Origin of the sequence: Halomonas pelophila, assembly GCF_040196315.1 — a bacterium.
Taxonomy (GTDB): Bacteria; Pseudomonadota; Gammaproteobacteria; order Pseudomonadales; family Halomonadaceae; genus Halomonas; species Halomonas pelophila.
This window is the reverse complement of record NZ_JBEGCI010000001.1, coordinates 241,688-256,859: the sequence shown is the minus strand read 5'-3', so window position 1 is coordinate 256,859 and position 15,172 is coordinate 241,688. Positions and strand designations below refer to the sequence as shown.

General features: G+C 67.9%; 13 protein-coding genes. 7 read left to right on the top strand and 6 right to left on the bottom strand.

Annotation, left to right across the window (positions count from 1 at the left end):
* Nucleotides 1–37: 37 nt before the first annotated feature.
* Together ABE957_RS01175 and ubiT are read right to left on the bottom strand one after the other, a co-directional pair.
* A complete protein-coding gene (locus ABE957_RS01175; RefSeq protein WP_349756815.1) occupies nucleotides 38–2,149 on the bottom strand; it encodes an adenosylcobalamin-dependent ribonucleoside-diphosphate reductase in 2,112 nt (703 codons plus the stop codon).
* Between the two features lie 81 nt (nucleotides 2,150–2,230).
* Nucleotides 2,231–2,716, bottom strand: coding sequence for a ubiquinone anaerobic biosynthesis accessory factor UbiT (gene ubiT / locus ABE957_RS01170; protein ID WP_349756814.1), 486 nt, complete (start codon nucleotides 2,714–2,716; stop codon nucleotides 2,231–2,233).
* Between the two features lie 615 nt (nucleotides 2,717–3,331).
* On the opposite strand from ubiT, the gene gdhA reads away from it, so the two are divergent.
* Entirely contained in the window at nucleotides 3,332–4,684 is a 1,353-nt protein-coding gene (gene gdhA, locus ABE957_RS01165) for an NADP-specific glutamate dehydrogenase (protein WP_349756813.1), read from the top strand.
* 105 nt (nucleotides 4,685–4,789) lie between these two features.
* On the opposite strand, the gene hemN is transcribed toward gdhA, so the two are convergent.
* Nucleotides 4,790–6,175 carry an oxygen-independent coproporphyrinogen III oxidase gene (hemN, locus tag ABE957_RS01160; protein WP_349756812.1) on the bottom strand — a complete coding sequence of 462 codons (1,386 nt, stop codon included), beginning with the start codon at nucleotides 6,173–6,175 and terminating at the stop codon, nucleotides 4,790–4,792.
* Nucleotides 6,176–6,289: 114 nt separating this feature from the next.
* Nucleotides 6,290–7,486, bottom strand: coding sequence for an NnrS family protein (locus tag ABE957_RS01155; protein ID WP_349756811.1), 1,197 nt, complete (start codon nucleotides 7,484–7,486; stop codon nucleotides 6,290–6,292).
* 161 nt (nucleotides 7,487–7,647) lie between these two features.
* On the opposite strand from ABE957_RS01155, the gene ABE957_RS01150 reads away from it, so the two are divergent.
* Nucleotides 7,648–8,124, top strand: a complete 477-nt coding sequence (locus ABE957_RS01150) for an RrF2 family transcriptional regulator (protein WP_349756810.1) — start codon at nucleotides 7,648–7,650, stop codon at nucleotides 8,122–8,124.
* Here the strand turns inward: ABE957_RS01150 and ABE957_RS01145 are convergent.
* The gene (locus ABE957_RS01145) at nucleotides 8,100–9,584 is read right to left on the bottom strand and encodes a sensor histidine kinase (protein ID WP_349756809.1); all 1,485 of its coding nucleotides are present in this window, start codon (nucleotides 9,582–9,584) and stop codon (nucleotides 8,100–8,102) included. The two genes, ABE957_RS01150 and ABE957_RS01145, sit on opposite strands and share 25 nt — an antisense overlap.
* Nucleotides 9,581–10,318 (bottom strand): response regulator transcription factor, encoded by a 738-nt coding sequence (locus ABE957_RS01140; RefSeq protein ID WP_349756808.1) that lies wholly within the window; start codon nucleotides 10,316–10,318, stop codon nucleotides 9,581–9,583. Before ABE957_RS01140 ends, ABE957_RS01145 begins: the two co-directional genes overlap by 4 nt.
* A gap of 188 nt (nucleotides 10,319–10,506) precedes the next feature.
* Here ABE957_RS01140 and ABE957_RS01135 point away from each other — a divergent pair, with 188 nt between their 5' ends.
* The 5 genes from ABE957_RS01135 (at nucleotide 10,507) to nosR (ending at nucleotide 15,172) form a co-directional block, all read left to right on the top strand.
* Nucleotides 10,507–10,767 carry a hypothetical protein gene (locus ABE957_RS01135; protein ID WP_349756807.1) on the top strand — a complete coding sequence of 87 codons (261 nt, stop codon included), beginning with the start codon at nucleotides 10,507–10,509 and terminating at the stop codon, nucleotides 10,765–10,767.
* A 77-nt stretch (nucleotides 10,768–10,844) separates the two neighbouring features.
* Nucleotides 10,845–11,720: a cytochrome b/b6 domain-containing protein gene (locus ABE957_RS01130; RefSeq protein WP_349756806.1), complete on the top strand. Its 876-nt coding sequence runs from the start codon at nucleotides 10,845–10,847 to the stop codon at nucleotides 11,718–11,720.
* Nucleotides 11,704–12,474, top strand: a complete 771-nt coding sequence (locus ABE957_RS01125; RefSeq protein ID WP_349756805.1) for a molybdopterin-binding protein — start codon at nucleotides 11,704–11,706, stop codon at nucleotides 12,472–12,474. Before ABE957_RS01130 ends, ABE957_RS01125 begins: the two co-directional genes overlap by 17 nt.
* A 159-nt stretch (nucleotides 12,475–12,633) precedes the next feature.
* Nucleotides 12,634–12,951 (top strand): c-type cytochrome, encoded by a 318-nt coding sequence (locus ABE957_RS01120; RefSeq protein ID WP_349756804.1) that lies wholly within the window; start codon nucleotides 12,634–12,636, stop codon nucleotides 12,949–12,951.
* A gap of 82 nt (nucleotides 12,952–13,033) precedes the next feature.
* Nucleotides 13,034–15,172, top strand: a complete 2,139-nt coding sequence (nosR, locus tag ABE957_RS01115) for a transcriptional regulator NosR (protein WP_349756803.1) — start codon at nucleotides 13,034–13,036, stop codon at nucleotides 15,170–15,172.

The window sequence follows — 15,172 nt, the reverse complement described above, 5'->3', positions numbered from 1 at the left end:
ACTCACGGCCGCCTCGGCTAGCGAAGTAGGTCGCGGCTTACCACTTGCCATAGGTGCCTTCCTTCAACGCGTCATAGAGGTTCGCCGCGTTGTGCTCCTCGCCGTCGTAGATGACCTTCTCGTCGCCGGCGAGCTCGACGGTCTCGCCGTTCTCCAGCTCGAAGACGTAGGTGGTGTTCTTGAGATCGTCCTCACGCACCAGCACGCCCTGGAAGGCCTCGGGGTTGAAGCGGAAGGTGGTGCAACCCTTGAGCTTGCTGGCGTAGGCGTCCAGGTAGAGGTCCTTGAACTCCTCGAAGGGGAACTCGGTGGGCACGTTGACCGTCTTGGAGATCGCCGAGTCGACCCACACCTGGGCCGCCGCCTGCACCGCCACGTGCTGCTTGGGGCTCACCGCGTCGGCGGTGATGAAGTAGTCGGGCAGGTCGCTCTCCACCGCCTCGGCGGCGATGAAGTGGCGATAGGCGGCCAGCTCGAAGGAGACCACCTCGACCTGCTCCTTGGTCTTCTTGCCCGACTGGATGACGTTGCGGAAGTAGCGGTGCGAGAACGACGGCTCGATGCCGTTGGAGGCATTGTTGCCTAGCGACAGCGAGATGGTGCCCGTGGGGGCGATCGAGCTGTGGTGGGTGAAGCGCGCGCCGTGCTCGGCGAGCTGCGCCACCAGTTCCGGCTCCACCTCGGCGACCTTCTGCATGTAGCGGCTGTAGCGGGCGTGGAGGATGCGGCCCGGCACCTTGTCGCCGACCTCGTAGCCGTCCTTCTTGAGCTCGGGGCGCTCGCGCATCATCCGCGGGGTGATCTCGTAGTCCTCAGCGAGTGCCGGCGCCGCGCCCTTCTCGCGGGCGAGCTCCAACGCCTGCTTCCAGCCCTCGAGGGCCAGGTTGCGGCTGACCTCCTCGGTGAAGGCCAGCGACTCCGGCGAGCCGTAGGGGATCTTGAGCATGGTCAGGGTCGAGCCCAGCCCCAGGAAGCCCATGCCGTGGCGACGCTTGGCCTCGATCTCACGGCGCTGGCCCGGCAGCGGCAGGCCGCTGATCTCGACCACGTTGTCGAGCATGCGGGTGAAGATCGCCACCACCTGGCGGTAACGCTCCCAGTCGAAGCGCGGCTTCTTGCCGAAGGGCTCGATGACGAAGCGGGTCAGGTTCACCGAGCCGAGCAGGCAGGCGCCCTCGGGGGGCAGCGGCTGCTCGCCGCAGGGGTTGGTCGCCCGCACCTCCTCGCAGAACCAGTTGTTGTTCATGCGATTAACCTGGTCGATCAGGATGAAGCCCGGCTCGGCGAAGTCGTAGGTCGAGGCCATGATGGTGTCCCACAGCTCGCGGGCCTGGATCACCTCGACGATGCGACAGGCCACGCGCCCCTCGTCATCGACGGTGTAGCCCTCCTCGATCACCGGCCAGTCGCGGTAGATCAGCTCGCTCTCCTCGACGTCGTCCTTCTCCCCGGGGTGGAGCGGGAAGGCCAGCGGCCAGTCGGCGTCCTGCTTCACCGCCTCCATGAACTCGTCGGTGATCAGCAAGGAGAGGTTGAACTGGCGCAGCCGGCCCGCCTCGCGCTTGGCCTCGATGAAGCTCTTCACGTCGGGATGGCCGACGTCGAAGGTGCCCATCTGGGCGCCGCGGCGCCCGCCCGCCGAGGCCACCGTGAAGCACATCTTGTCGTAGATATCCATGAACGCCAGCGGGCCGTTGGTGCCGGCGCCGGCGCCGAACACGAAGGCGTTCTTGTGGCGCAGGGTCGAGAACTCGTAGCCGATGCCGCAGCCTGCCTTGAGGGTCATGCCGGCATCCACCACCGAGTCGAGGATGTCGTGCATGGAGTCGCGGATGGTGCGCGAGACGGTGCAGTTGATCAGGCTCACCGCCGGCTTGTAGGCCTCGGCGCCGGCGTTGGACATGATCCGCCCGGCCGGGATGGCGCCGTTCTCCAGCGCCCAGCGAAACTTCGGCAGCCACGCCTCGGCCTGGTCGCCCTCCACCGCCGCCAGGGCCTTGGCAACTCGGTCCCAGGTGGCGTGGACGTCCTTGTCCACGGGGTGGCCGTGACGGTCCTTGAGGCGATACTTGGCGTCCCAGATATCGCGGGAAGGCACCTGCAGGGGCACCTCGTTGGAGGTCTTGACGGCCTTGGCGGATGTGCTCATGTCGGGGTCTCCAGAGCGGTGTCTTGGTGAGTCGATATCAATAGAAAAGTCGGGCCTGCGCGGCGGACGCGGGCGGCGAGATCAGCGATCGCGTGCCGTGAGACGCTCCAGGCGCAGCAGCCACTCGCCGAGGCGACCCTGGGCGAGGCCCTCCTCGCGCCCGTCGAGCAGGTTCTTGACCGTCAGGCCAAGCTCGGTGTCGCCCTCGATCAGCAGGCGACGCTGGAAGAACAGGCTATCGGGATCCTCGCGCCGGGTGGCCAGGCATAAAAACTCGCGCCAGCCACCGCGGATGGTCGCCTCGCCGGGCTCACGGCAGAGCAGCAGGCGCTGGTCCGCGAGGCTCAGGGTCAACGTCACGCCGAGATCCTCGAGGGTCAGGCTGATCCGACGCCCCTCCAGGGCATCGAACTCGCCCTCCGCGAGCGGCTCGGCGAAGGTGCGGTTGAGCAGCGGCTCCACCAGCCGGCGCTTGACGCCCAGCGGCACCCGGGGGTCCAGGGCGCGGATCAGGCGGCTCGGGGCGGGCGGGCGCAAAAGCGACAACGGCGGATGGGGCAGAGACATGAGAATTCTCCTGATGACGTCGAGGCGACTGGGCCGCCGGAGCGCTCATCCTAGGGGGCATCTAAACCGCCTGCACTGACGTGCGTCAAGCCGTCGCCAGCACCGCGCTCCCCGAGGGCTGCGTACCATATATAGACCACCGCAAAGACTCAAGCACAAGATGTGCAGGAATTGCCTCAACGCAGGCGATGACGCCTCGCGGCCGTTTCGGGCGCCCCAGCCCCTTCACGGCGCGCCTCGAATGGGCCGCGACGGGGCGGCGGGCCGGTTCCAAGAAGGGGGTCACCCCCGCGCGCTGCGTCACCTGCCCTCGCCCTCCGAGTCCCTCCCGACGCTTGCCTCGCCCGGCGCCGGCGCCTCCCTCGCCTCTCTCTCGCCACCCCCGGCGTCTACCCGGCTCCTCGATGACTCACGCGCCCCAAATCGGGCACCTGCGTTGACTCATCATTAATTAAAAAACCCTAATGCTTTATCTTGGTGCACAGTTTTTTGCGATTTTGAAGGTATTTCGCGTCAATACCATGCCCAATCCCCGCATGACCCATGCGCTTGCTGCATAATGGTGCATTGCCTTATAGTGCGTGGAACCTTTTTCCAGCGCACAGGAATCGCCCCATGCCCTACGTTCACGACACCCTCGAGGCCCTGCGCAAGAGCAGCCCGGCACAGACCGAGTTCTACCAGGCCGCCGAGGAGGTGCTCGAGTGCCTGCGCCCGCTCTTCGAGCGCAGCCCCCACTACCTCGATCACAACATCATCGAGCGCATCGTCGAGCCCGAGCGGCAGATCATGTTCCGCATCTGCTGGACCGACGACGCCGGCCGGGTGCAGGTCAACAAGGGCTACCGCATCCAGTTCAATTCGGCCCTCGGCCCCTACAAGGGCGGGCTGCGCTTCCACCCCAGCGTGACCTCGGGGACCATCAAGTTCCTGGGCTTCGAGCAGATCTTCAAGAACGCCCTCACCGGCCTGCCCATCGGCGGCGGCAAGGGCGGCTCGGACTTCGATCCCAAGGGGCGCTCGGACGGCGAGATCATGCGCTTCTGCCAGGCCTTCATGAGCGAGCTCTACCGCCACATCGGCCCGACCACCGACGTGCCGGCCGGCGACATCGGCGTGGGGGCGCGCGAGATCGGCTTCCTCTACGGCCAGTACAAGCGCCTGACCGGCCGCTACGAGGGCGTGCTGACCGGCAAGAGCCTTAACTGGGGCGGCTCCATCGGGCGCAAGGAGGCCACCGGCTACGGCGCCGTCTACTTCGCCGAGAACATGCTCGAGGCGCGCGGCGAGACCCTCGCCGGCAAGACCTGCCTGGTCTCCGGCGCCGGCAACGTGGCCATCTACACCATCGAGAAGCTCCTTGAGCTCGGCGCGATTCCCGTCAGCTGCTCCGACTCCCGTGGCACCCTCCATGACCCGCGCGGCATCGACCTGGCGCTGCTGTGCGAGCTCAAGGAGGTCCAGCGCACCTCGCTGGAGGCCTACCTGGCACAGCACCCCCAGGCCCGCTACATCTCCGTGGACGACTACCCGGCCGATGGCCATGCGGTGTGGCGGCTCCAGGGCGACGTGGCCTTCCCCTGCGCCACCCAGAACGAGCTGACCGAGGCCGACGCCGAGACGCTGCTGGGCAACGGCGTGACCTGCATCAGCGAGGGCGCCAACATGCCCTCCACCGCCGCGGCCGTGGATCGCTTCCTGGCGGCGAAGATCGCCTACGGCCCTGGCAAGGCGGCCAACGCTGGCGGCGTGGCGACGAGCCAGCTCGAGATGGCGCAGAACAGCAGCATGGAGCAGTGGCCGCTGGAGAAGGTCGACGCCAAGCTCAAGGAGATCATGGCCAACATCCATCGCCAGTGCGCCGAGACCGCCGCCGAGTTCGACGACCCCACCAACCTGGTGCTGGGCGCCAACATCGCCGGCTTCCGCAAGGTCGCCGATGCCATGATCGAGCAGGGCGTCTGCTGAGCCCTGGGCGCGAGATCGAAAGGCCGAAACGCAGCGCGGCGCCCCGAGGGGCGCCGCGCTGCGTTGGGCGAGCTAAATCACTGAAAGCGTGATGGACCGCCGGAATCAAACGGTGCGCGAGTAGCGCCCAGTGCTGTGGCTCAGGTAGGCGTCGAAAGCCATGGCGGCGTTGCGCATCATCAGCCGCCCGGCGGGCAGCACCTCGATGGCGGCGTCGGAGATGGCCAGCAGGCCGTCATCGACCATCTCCTCGAGTTCCTCGAGGGCCTCGGCGAAGGTGTCGCGGAAGACGATGTCGTGGGCCGCCTCGATCTCGGCGAAGTCGATGCGGCCATGGCACATCAGGGCGTTGATCACGTCCCGGCGCAGCACGTCGTCGGCGTTGAGGCGGTAGCCGCGCATCACCGGCAGCCGACCCGCCTCGAGGCGCGCCTGGTACTGGGCGGTCTCCTTGACGTTCTGGCTGTAGCTGTCGCCGACCTTGCCGATGGCGGTGTTGCCCAGGCCGATCAGGTCGCAGTCGGCGTGGGTCGAGTAGCCCTGGAAGTTGCGCTGAAGGGTGCCGTTCTCGCGGGCCAGGGAGAGCTCGTCCTCGGGCAGGGCGAAGTGATCCATGCCGATGTAGACATAGCCCGCCGCGGTGAGGCGGCGGATGATCAGCTCCAGCAGCTCGATCTTGCGCTCCGGGGGCGGCATGTCCTCGGGGCGAATCAGCCGCTGCGCCTTGAACAGCTCCGGCAGGTGGGCATAGCTGTAAGTGGCGATGCGATCCGGGCGCAGGGCGATGATCTTGTCCAGGGTGGCGTCGAAGCTCGCCACGGTCTGCAGCGGCAGGCCGTAGATCAGATCGACGCTCACCGACTTGAAGCCCGCCTCCCGGGCCGCCGCCACCAGCTCCAGCACCTGCTCCTCGCTCTGGATACGGTTGACCGCCTCCTGCACCCGGGTATCGAAGTCCTGCACGCCAAAGCTCAGGCGATTGAAGCCCAGGGCGTGAAGCTCATGGATCTGCGCGGGGGTCACGGTGCGCGGGTCGACCTCGAGGGAAAACTCCCGTTCCTCGGGGGCGGCGAAGTGGAAGGCCGCGTCCAGCGCTGCCATCAGCTCGCCGAGCTGGTCGTTGTCGAGGTAGGTCGGGGTGCCGCCGCCCAGGTGCAGCTGGGTCATGCGCCGCGTCTCGTCGAACAGCGCCCCCTGCAGCTCGATCTCCCGCTTGAGCCAGGCCAGGTACTCCGCCGCCCGCTCGCGATTGTGGGTGATGATCTTGTTGCAGGCGCAGTAGTAGCAGAGGCTCTCGCAGAAGGGGATGTGCACGTAGGCCGACAGCGGCTTGGGCGACTGTGCCGCGTTGCTGCGCTCGGCGGCGGCCCGGTAGTCATCCTCGGCGAAGGCCGCCTGGAACTGCGGCGCCGTGGGATAGGAGGTGTAGCGCGGGCCGGGGCGATCGTACTTCTCGACCAGCGGACGGATGAACGGCAGGGTATCTTGCATGAGCGAATCGAGCCTCTTGAACCGAAGGGCGGCGGCCGCAGCCGTCACCGTTGGGCGAATTATGCCAGCCGCGACCGCGCGCGTCGGTACCCTCGAAGGGGTAGCTGACCCAGATCAAGTTGCCGCCGTCGGCGTCGCGGCTCGCGCCGCGGTGCGCATCGCCGCCCGGCGTGACCAGTACCGCAGTCGCCAGGCCACCAGCAGCCAGGCCAGGCTCCAGCAGCCGGCCGAGCCCCATAGCAGCAGGTGCCAGCCGCTCCCCGCCAGGGGCATGGCGAGCCGCAGCCCGGCCGCCAGGGCAAACAGACCCGCCAGGACCGCCAGCCAAGGCTCACCAGCCGGATGCCCCTTGGCCCTCAGGATGGCCTGGCGCAGCATGATCGCGCTGGCCAGGGTGCCGAGCGCCCCGACCGTCACGGCATGCAGTCGAGCCGCCGGCGCGGTTCCGGCCAGCAGATCGGCCGCCATGAGCCATGCCCCCACTCCCAGCCAGGCGTAGCCCAGCAGCAAGGCGAGCAGGTCGGGGCGGTCCCGCAGCCGCCAGGGCGCCCAGCGCCACAGGCGCACCAGGATCATCAGGCCCGCCAGGGCGAGCAATACGCCGGCCAGCGGCCACAGCGCGCGCTGAGTGAACGTGACGCCGACGGCCACCAGCAGGCCCAGGAGGGCGGCTTCCAACCGCGGCTGCACGCCGCTCCCCGCCGCCCGGTCGCGAACCATCAGGTGGCCATTGACCACCGGTGCGATCACCCGTCCCCCCATGAAGACCATCAGCAACAGCAGCCATAGCACGCCCTGATGGAGCAGCGGCGAGAGCAGCCCCGGGGCGAGCCCGCGCACCGCGAGACTGGCCACGGCCAGCAGGCAGAGCAGCCCCAGCAGCGGGGAGAGCAGGCGGTTTCGCCACTTCTTCGCGGCCATGAAGCGCGGCACCACCCCCACGGCCAGCAGCAGGGCGAAGGCCGCATCGGCCAGCAGCGCCGGCCAGGCCATGGGCAGGGCCAGCCACCCGAGGCGTCCAAGCAGCCACAGCCCCGCCAGGAGGGTCAGTCGCCGTGAGGGCAGCGGTCCCAGCAGGTAGCCGGCGATCACCGCCAGGGCGAAGCCAAACAGCAGCTCCCGTCCATGGGCGGCCGGCGTCGCCAGCCCGGACAGCCATTCCGACCCGGTGACCATCGCCGCCAGCGACAGCGGCAGCGACAGCGCCGCCTGCAGGGCGGCGAGCGGAAAGAACAGCGACCAGGCGGTACGCCGCTCGGGCCGGCGCACGCCCGAAAATTGACCTGGCGCATTGACAGGGAGCTTGAACATGCATGTAAAGTACATCTTAAAAGTGGCCTTGCCAATCCTGCCCGAGCGGAAGCCCCCGTGACCGAATGCCGCCGCGCAGCAGCTCAGATTGGCATAGTGATAGAATGGCGCGCTTTTCCGCCCATCCAGCCCAGCAAGGCGCCCGACGCGCCGGGATTTCCATGCACCTGACCCGTTTCACCGACTATTCGCTGCGAGTACTGCTCTTCCTGGCCGTGAAGGGCGAGGAGCGTTCGACCATCAACGAGATCGCCGAACGCTTCGAGATCTCCCGCAACCACCTGATGAAGGTGGTGCAGGACCTCAACCGCCAGGGCTACCTCACCGCCATTCGCGGCAAGAACGGCGGCCTGGTGCTCAAGCGCAGCCCCGAGAGCATTCCGCTGGGCGAACTGGTACGCGCCACCGAGCGCGACCTCGAGCTCGTCGAGTGCTTCGGTGACAGCAATGAGTGCGTGATCACCCCCGCCTGCCGGCTCAAGCCGATCCTGGCCGAGGCCCTCGCCGCCTTTCTCGCCGTGCTCGATCGCTACACCCTGGCCGACCTGCTCGGTCCCCAGCGCAGCGGGCTGATCCAGCTACTGCAGATCGAGGACCCGACCCCGCCGTCCGCTCAGGCCCCTGGCTCCACGACATAGGGCAGCAGCAGGCTGACCCGGGTGCCCACCCCCTCGTGGCTGTCGATGGACAAGGTGGTGCCGTGGCGCTCGCAGATCTCGCGCACGATGGACAGGCCGAGCCCCGAGCCTTCCCCCCGCGCCTGGCTGCCCCGGGTGCGATAGAACCGCTGCGTCACCAGCGACAGCTCCTCGGGGGCGATGCCGATCCCGCTGTCGACGACCGACAGCCTGATCCCCTCTCTTTCCTCGCCGAGCTCCAGCCTGACACTGCCCCCCTCGGGGGTCGCATGCAGGGCGTTCTCGACGAGGTTCGAGAGGGCACGATCGATCAGGCCGAGATCCGCCTCGACCCAGGGCTGCAGCGGGTCCCCGATCACCTCGAGCGAAACCCCAAGCTGGCGGGCCTGTTGCTGGAACTCGCCGACGATGTCATGGGCGAGCTCCGCCAGCGAGAACGGCTCGCACTGCAGCGGCCTGTCATAGGCATCGAGCCGAGCCTGAGTGGACAGCTGCTGGGCCAGGCGCGTCAGTCGATCGGCATTGTCGAGAATCGCACCTAGCGCCCGTCGCCGCTCCCCGGGGGATACCTCGTCACGCGCCAGCAGCAGCTCGGCATAGCCGCGCAGCGAGGTCAGCGGCGTGCGAAAGTCATGGGACAGGTTGGCAACCAGCTCGCGGCGCTGCCGGTCCGTTTCGCGCAGGGCCTCGAGCTGGGCCTCGATGGTGCCCGCCATGTCGTTGAAGGCCCCCGCCAGATGGCCGATCTCGTCGTCGCGGGGCACCGCGACCCGCTCGCCATAGTCGCCCTCGGCGAAGCGTTGCACCGCCGTGGTCAGCTGAGAGAAGCGCCGGGTCAGCAGGGCGAACCAGACCAGGCCGAAGACGCCGGAGATCAGCAGTGCCAGAAGGCCGGCCGCAACCAGGGTGCGGGTGATCGAGCTGGTGCGCAGCATGGCCATCATCGAGGCATGGCTGGCGCTGTTGAGATCGACATACAGGTAGCCGGGTCGCCGGGCCTCGCCATGAGTGATCCGGGCCACGGAGAAGATACCGGGCCGCTCGCCGCAGGGCGTGGCGGCCAGCACCGGCAGCATGGGGGCCTCGCCGAGCAGGGCCTCCAGCGATTCGCGCTCCACCCGATACCCGGAACCACAGGCCGACTCGGTGAAGTCGGCGATCACCTCTCCCTCGGTATCGAGCACGTACAGCGACAGGGAGGGGTTGATCGAGGCGATGTGCCGGGCGATCTGCCGGGCGGCGTCACTGTCGGCCCCGGCGTCGAGCCCCGGACGCATGACGCGGGCGAGGTTGTCGGCCAGATCGAGCGCCTGGCGCTGCTGGAGTTCGCGCCCTAGTTGGTCGAACTGGCTGATGGCGATCCAGGCGGCAGCCACCGACAGCAGCAGCAGGCTGGTCAGGTAGACCACAGCGATACGCGCATAAAGGCTGTGCCCGAGGCGCCGCAGCAGGTTCTTCATGCCTCCTCGTCCTCCGTCGTCGGGTCGACGAAGCGATAGCCCACGCCCCAGACGGTCTGGATGAAGCACGGCCGGGCAGGATCCGCTTCGATCTTCTTGCGCAGTCGGTTGATATGGGTGTTCACGGTATGGTCATAGCCATCGAATTCCTCACCCCAGACCCGGTCGAGCAGCTCAGCGCGGGTAAAGCCATGGCCGGGATGACGCGCAAACAGCGAGAGCAGAGCGAACTCCTTGCCGGTGAGCTGCACCGGATGGCCGTCGAGAGTGACCCGGTGCTGGGCGGCATCGATGACCAGGGCCCCGCAGACCAGCGGTGGAGTATCGACGATGCCGTCGTCCCCCTCTGCCTGGCGCGACCCGCGCCGCAGCAGGGCCTGGACCCGAGCCATCAGGATCGGCATGTGGAAGGGCTTGGTGACATAGTCGTCGGCCCCGAGCTCGAGCCCCAGCACCACGTCGCGAATGGCGGCCTTGGCGGTCACCATCAGCACCGGCGTATGACTGTCGCGACGCCGCAGCCGGCGGCACACCTCCAGGCCGTCGATGCCCGGCAGCATCAGGTCCAGCATCACCAGGTCATAGGCGCTGCCCGACGTCGCATCCTCCAGGGCCGCCAGGGCCGTCTCACCGTCGGTGACCCAGTCACAGCGATGGCCGGCTTCGGCGAGGCGCTCGCTGAGCAGCTTGCCGATCTCGGGATTGTCCTCGACGCAGAGGATCCGGTAGGGCATGCAGACGGACTCCGAAGTCAGGCTCGGTCTCTACTGTAGAGCGACCGGCCGGGGGCTGCATCACGCAACCCTCACGCCAATCTTCGGCCCGTGATGATTTCGTGATGAATCGCCCAGGGGGACTGACTAGCGTGACAGGTGCCGTCACGGCATCCCGCCGACGGCCAGACCACCCCCGGAGGTGTGAAATGTTCAAGCCAACCCATTCCAGGACTGCCCTGTTCGCCATCCTGCTCGGCGCTCTGCTGCTGCCGACCGCTGCCCTGGCGGACTCCCATGGCGAGGCCATGTCGGAGAGTGGAGGCATGGAGCAGGATGCCATGGGCGAAGATGACGCCATGGCCGGCGACGCCATGTCATCGGAAAGCGACGACGGCATGATGATGGAGGAAGAGGACTCGATGATGGAGGAAGAAGACTCGATGATGGAAGACGACGGCGAGAAGTGAGGCTCACCGCCCCCTGACCGGCCGGATCGACTGGCGGCCGGTCATGCTTCCCGCCTCACTGATGGAGGGCCATTCCCGTGCGACTCCTCGACGACACCCGCAAAGCTCCCCGGCCGACGGTGATCAAGCGTCACTCGGCCTTCACCCGCCTCTGGCACTGGATCAACGTCGTCTGCCTGGCGATCCTGCTGATGAGCGGCCTGCAGATCTTCAATGCCCATCCGGCCCTGTACTGGGGCAAGGACTCCACCTTCGAGGCCCCGGCGCTGTCGATCGGCGCCGAGCGCGATGAGGACGGCTCGCTGCGCGGCATCACCCGTATCGGCGACCTGCGCGTCGACACCACCGGCGTGCTGGGCGTCTCGGGGCCAAGCACCGATCGCGAGCGTCGCGCCTTCCCCGCCTGGGCCACGCTGCCCGGCCCCCGCTGGCTGGCCATGGGGCGCCAGTGGCACTTCCTCGCCGGCTGGGTCTTCGCCCCCCTGCTCGCCGCCTACCTGCTGTACCTGGTGGCCAGCGGCCAGCTTCGGCGTCGCCTGCTGCCGCGACGCAGGGAGTGGCGCCAGGTCGGTACCACCGTGACCGATCACCTGAGGCTGCGCTTCCCGCGCGGCGAGGAGGCGCGTCACTACAACCTGCTGCAGAAGCTGGCCTACCTGGTGGTGCTGTTCGTCGTCGCGCCGCTGGTGGTGCTCACCGGGCTGACCATGTCGCCGACCATGGATGCCGCCTGGCCCTGGCTGCTGGATCTCTTCGGCGGCCGGCAGAGTGCCCGTACCCTGCACTTCCTGGCCGCCGCCGCGCTGCTGGCCTTCTTCGTGGTGCATATCCTGCTGGTGCTGGTCTCCGGCCTCGGCAACAACCTGCGCTCGATGATCACCGGGCGCTATGCCCTGCCTCCGGACCATGCTCTGCCGACGAAAAAGGAGACCCGCGATGACGCATCCCACTGATCCCGGCCGCCGCCGCTTCCTGACCCGCGGCCTGCTGACCGGCGGCACGCTGATGCTGGCGGGCTGTGACCAACTTTCCCGCAGCGACGCCATGCAGCGCCTGTTCGCCGCCAGCGAAGGCGTGACCCAGCAAGCCCATCGCCTGTTGGCCTCCCGGGAGGCCCTGGCGCGGGAATACGCCCCCGACGACATCGCCCCGACCTTTCGCGCCAACGGCACGACAATGCCCCGGGAAGCCGACTACCAGCGACTGGCCGCCAACGACTTCCGCGACTGGCGCCTCGAGGTCGACGGCCTGGTCGAGCGGCCCCAGGCCTTCTCCCTCGACGACCTGCGGGCGATGCCCGCCCGCACCCAGATCACCCGCCATGACTGCGTTGAGGGCTGGAGCTGCATCGGCCAGTGGACCGGCGCGGTGCTCGGCGAGGTGCTGGCCCGAGTAGGGGTACGTGACGAGGCGCGCTTCGTGGTCTTCCACTCTGCGGATCGCTACCGCGGGGGCGAGCCCTACTACGAGAGCCTCGACCTGCGCGAGGCCTACCATCCGCAGACCCTGCTGGCCTATGACCTCAACGGCCGCGACCTGCCCATCGCCAACGGCGCGCCCCTGCGCCTGCGCGCCGAGCGCCAGCTGGGCTACAAGATGGCCAAGTACGTGATGCGCCTGGAGCTGGTGTCGAGCTTCGCGCACCTCGGCCGAGGCCGGGGCGGCTACTGGGAGGATCGCGGCTACCGTTGGTGGGCGGGAATCTGAATTGACGGGCCGAGTCGCTGCCGGGTGTCTAGGCTGAACATGATGCACGTCAAGCCGGATCTCGATGGCAGCTGGCATCATGAAATGACTCGCCTGGCGCGGCGTCTGCCCGGGACAGGCCTTTTTCAAACAGCTAAAGATGCATTTTGGAGGTACATTATGAAGTCGTTAATCGCTGTGGCCCTGCTGGGCAGCGCCTTCCTCGCCCTGGACGCTCAGGCGGCCGGTGATGCCGCCGCCGGAGAGGGCAAGGTCGCCGCCTGCGCCGCCTGTCACGGCACCGACGGCAAGGCCACCGCCCCCATCTATCCGAACCTCGCCGGTCAGAACGCCGACTACCTGGTGAGCGCCCTCAAGGCCTATCGGGCCGGCGAGCGCGGCGGCGGCATGTCCGCGATGATGACCCCCCAGGCCCAGGCGCTGTCCGACGAGGATATCGCCGATATTGCCGCCTACTACGCCAGCCTCACGCCCTGAAGCCCCGGCCGGCCTCGGGCCGGCCCACTGCCCGAAGGGCGGCATGCCCGCCCTTCCCAAGCTCTTTCCTCGGGGAGCCGCCATGTCGATACGCCGCAGAATCGCAGCCCGTTGGCTCGGGCTGTTAGCTACTCTTGGCCTGTTGCTGCTCTCCTCATCGCTGCACGCCCTCGAGCTGGCGCAGGTTCGCGAGGGGTTCCCGGAGAGTGATCGGCTCGCAGCCGCCGAGTCCCAGTGGCCGGTGAGCGAGGTGTACGCCGGCGACGAGCTCATCGGCTATGCCTTCGAGAGCGTCGACGTGGCGCCGATCCCGGCCTACTCGGGCAAGCCGGTCAACCTGCTGTTGGGCATCGACCTCGAGGGGCGTATCGTCCAGGCCGACATCCTCGGCCACGAGGAACCCATCATGCTGGTGGGCATCCCCGAGTCGAAGCTCGAGGGCTTCGCCGACGCCCACGTGCCCGCCCACGTCAACGACCGTCTCAAGATCGGTGAGGAACTGGACGCCATCTCCGGCGCCACGGTCACCGTCATCGTCGTCAGCGACACCATCACCCGAGCTGCACGGCAGGTCGCCGCGGAACAGGGGTTGATCGCCGACCCCTCCGCCGCCCCGGCGGCAACGGTCCGGGAAGACGTCTTCGAGCCCGCCGACTGGGCGACGCTCACCGGCGACGGCACCATCCGCCGCCTGCACCTGACCCATGGCGAGGTCGACTCCGCCTTCGCCGGCAGCCCCGCCGAGGACTACCTGCACACCCCGCAGCCGGCCGATCGGACCTTCATCGAACTCTTCACCACCTACCTGAACCCGCCCACGGCCGGCCGCAATCTGTTGGGCGACACCGAGTACGACCAGCTGATGGCCGAGCTGGAGGAGGGCGAGCACGCCATCGCGGTCATGGGCCGCGGCGACTACTCCTTCAAGGGCTCGGGCTACGTGCGCGGCGGCATCTTCGATCGCATCGAGCTCTCTCAGGGCAACACCAGGGTCAGCTTTCACGACCGCGACCATATCCGCCTGGGCAGGCTGGACATCGCGGGGGCACCGCGCCTCGACGAGCGCGACATCTTCATCGTCCGTGAGGACGTCGCCTTCGATCCCGGCCGGCCCTGGCAGCTGGAGCTGCTGGTGCGCCGTGCCTCCGGCCCCCTGGACACCGAGTTCCGCCGCTTCAGCGCCGACTATAGCGTCCCCGAGGCCTACATCGACCGCCCCGAGCCCCCGGTGGAGGAGCCGATCTGGGTCCAGGTGTGGCGCGACAAAGCGTTCCAGATCGGCGTGCTGGGAGCCGGCCTCATCGTGCTGACGATCGTCATGCTGTTCCAGGACGTGCTGGCGCGCCATCCGCGGATCCTGCGCCCGCTGCGCCTGGGCTTCCTGGTCTACACCCTGGTGTTCATCGGCTGGTACTCCCTGGCCCAGCTCTCGGTGGTCAACATCCTGACGTTCACCAATTCGCTGATCAGCGGCTTCAGCTGGGGCTCCTTCCTGATCGACCCGATGATGTTCATCCTCTGGTCCTTCGTGGCGGTCAGCCTGCTGCTGTGGGGCCGCGGCGTCTTCTGCGGCTGGCTGTGCCCCTTCGGGGCACTGCAGGACCTGGTCAACAAGGCCGCCCGCAAGCTGGGCGTGAAGCAGATCGAGGTGCCCTTCGGGCTCCACGAGCGCCTCTGGGCGGTGAAGTACATCCTCCTGCTGGGTCTGTTCGCGGTCTCGTTGCACTCGCTCGGTACCGCCGAGCGCTACGCCGAAGTGGAGCCCTTCAAGACCGCCATCACCCTGCGCTTCCAGCGCGAATGGGGCTTTCTGCTCTACGCCCTGGCGCTGGTGGCGATCTCGGCCTTCAACCACAAGTTCTACTGCCGCTACGTCTGCCCGCTGGGAGCCGGCCTGGCCATCCCCGCCCGCCTGCGACTGTTCGACTGGTTGAAGCGGCACCGCAATGACTGCGGCAGCCCCTGCCAGATCTGCGCCAACGAATGCGAAGTGGCCGCCATCCACCCCGACGGCCACATCAATGCCAACGAGTGTCACTACTGTCTCGATTGCCAGATCACCTACCACGACGACCAGCGCTGCCCGCCGGTGATCAAGCGCCGCAAGCGCTATGAGAAGGCGGCGCGCCTGGCCGCGGGCAAGGGCGGCGTGGAGACCCATGACCCCGGCACCGCCGGAGACCGCAAGCTGCAGCGAATCCCGACTCTTCAGGAGGAGTGA